The organism is Caballeronia terrestris, assembly GCF_001544515.1.
GTDB classification, from domain to species: Bacteria; Pseudomonadota; Gammaproteobacteria; order Burkholderiales; family Burkholderiaceae; genus Caballeronia; species Caballeronia terrestris.
The window spans coordinates 1-2,268 of the sequence record NZ_FCOL02000284.1 but is presented as its reverse complement, the minus strand read 5'-3'; the positions used below and the strand labels follow the sequence as shown (position 1 = coordinate 2,268).

The 2,268-nt window shown below is 60.8% G+C and carries 2 protein-coding genes; both read left to right on the top strand.

The window, feature by feature from the left end:
• Positions 1 to 278: DUF485 domain-containing protein (locus tag AWB67_RS36565; protein WP_087660706.1), on the top strand; the 278-nt coding region annotated here is incomplete at its 5' end.
• Positions 279 to 281: 3 nt separating this feature from the next.
• A complete protein-coding gene (locus tag AWB67_RS36560; RefSeq protein WP_087660705.1) occupies positions 282 to 1,967 on the top strand; it encodes a cation acetate symporter in 1,686 nt (561 codons plus the stop codon).
• Positions 1,968 to 2,268: the final 301 nt, after the last annotated feature.

The following is a 2,268-nucleotide window of genomic DNA, read 5'->3' as shown; positions in this document are numbered from 1 at the left end:
CCTATCGGCGGCTCACCGCGTCTCGCCGCCGTTTCAGCTTCACGCTGACGGCGCTGATGATCTTCACGTACTACGGATTCATCCTGTTCGTCGCGCTCGCACCGCATGTGTTGGCCCGCCCTATCTATGCCGGAGCCACAACGAATATCGGCATTGTCGCGGGCGTCGGCATCATCCTGATCGCGGTCGGGCTGACCGCATGGTACGCGCTGCGGGCGACCCGCACGCTCGATCCGCTGTTGAGCGCGCTGCTCGCCAACGCCCGGCATGGAGACTGAGTGATGAACCTCGTTCGCCTTCTTTTCAGCACAAGCCTTGCCTCGACGGCGGCGCTCGCTCACGCCTCCTCCGTCGAAGGATCGGTACCGGATCACGTCGAACTGAACCCCGTCGCGATCATCATGTTTTTGCTGTTCGTACTCGTCACGCTCGGCATTACACGCTGGGCTTCGCGCAGGACCCGCACGACAAAGGATTTCTACAGCGCCGGTGGCGGCATCTCCGGCTTTCAGAACGGACTCGCCATTGCCGGGGACTATATGTCCGCGGCATCGTTTCTGGGCCTCTCCGGCATGGTGTTCGTGTTCGGCTTCGATGGTCTGATCTATTCAATTGGCTTTCTGGTCGGCTGGCCTTTCGTGATGTTCCTGCTCGCCGAACCCTTGCGCAACCTCGGCAAATTTACATTCGTCGATGTGGTCGCCTACCGCTTTGAGCAGGCACCGATTCGCCTTTTGACGGCCAGCACGTCGCTCATCGTCGTGATCTTCTATCTGGTCGTGCAGATGGTCGGCGCGGGCAAGCTGATCCAGATGCTGTTCGGATTGCCGTACTGGATGGCTGAAATCATCGTTGGTGCGCTGATGGTGGTCTACGTCTTCTTTGGGGGCATGACAGCGACCACCTGGGTGCAGATCATCAAGGCCGTGCTGTTGCTGTGCGGCGCGACGTTCATGGCCCTCATCGCGCTCGCGCAATTTGGCTTCAGCCCCGAGGAGATGTTTCGACGCGCCGTGGATGTCCATCCCGGCTCGCTCAGCATCATGGGTCCTGGCAAGCTGGTGAAAGATCCGCTCAACGCGCTCTCGCTGGGCATCGCGCTGATGTTCGGCGCCGCAGGGCTCCCCAATATCCTGATGCGCTTCTTCACGGTGGCGAATGCGAAGGAGGCCCGCAAGTCCGCGCTCGTCGCCACCGGGCTTATCGGGTACTTTTATCTGCTGACCTTCATCATTGGCTTTTCCGCGATTGCGCTGCTCGCCCAGCATCCCGAGTTCTTCAAGACCACTGTCGACGGGCAGTTCAATCTCACGCGCGACCTGCTGGGCGGCTCGAACATGGTCGCTGTGAAACTGGCGCAGGCGGTGGGCGGCAATCTGTTCTACGGCTTCATCGCCGCCGTGACCTTCGCGACGATCCTGGCCGTGGTGGCTGGTCTCGCGCTCTCCGGGGCCGCCACGGTTTCGCATGATCTTTACGCTTGCTGGCTCGCGCGCGGCAAGGCCAACGAAGCTCGCGAAATGCGCATTTCCCGAATGGCGACACTGATCCTGAGCATCATGGCGATCGGACTCGGGATTCTCTTCGAGCACATCAACGTGGCGTTCATGGCCGGTCTTGTAGGGGCGGTCGCGGCCAGTGCGAACTTTCCGGTGCTGGTATCGTCGATTTTCTGGCGCGGCATGACGACCCGCGGCGCTGTGGCGGGCGGCGGTCTCGGGTTGATTTCCGCGTTGACGATGACCGTGCTTTCCCGGTCGGTATGGGTCGACGTGCTGCATCAGGCGCACGCTCCGGTGTCCCTCGACAACCCTGCGCTGGTTTCTGTTCCGCTTGCGTTCGCGGGCATCTGGCTCTTCTCGATGCTGGATCGCAGCGCCCGTGCGCAGCGTGAGCGCGAAGCGTTCGCGCTGCAGGAGTTCTATGGGCACACGGGCATCCTGTCGGTGAAGGCAGCCGATCATTGAATCATCTGATGAGTCGCTTGCGGGACGACGGCTCATGTGCGATCGGCAGCCTGCACGCACATGAGCTTCCTAGAGGATGTGGCAACGCTGTGTGATACACGCGGACAAGCGCTGGAGCAGCCATCCGGTCGCCGTGGTGTCCAAACATGAAGGGATTTTTTCACGATGCCAAACAACGAACTGGTTGATGAGTCTTGATACATGGAAAGTAATACGCTTAGCCATCAGCAGTACGGTCCGCGCGAGTCGATGGAATATGACATCGTGATCGTTGGCGGTGGCCCGGCTGGACTGTCGGCGG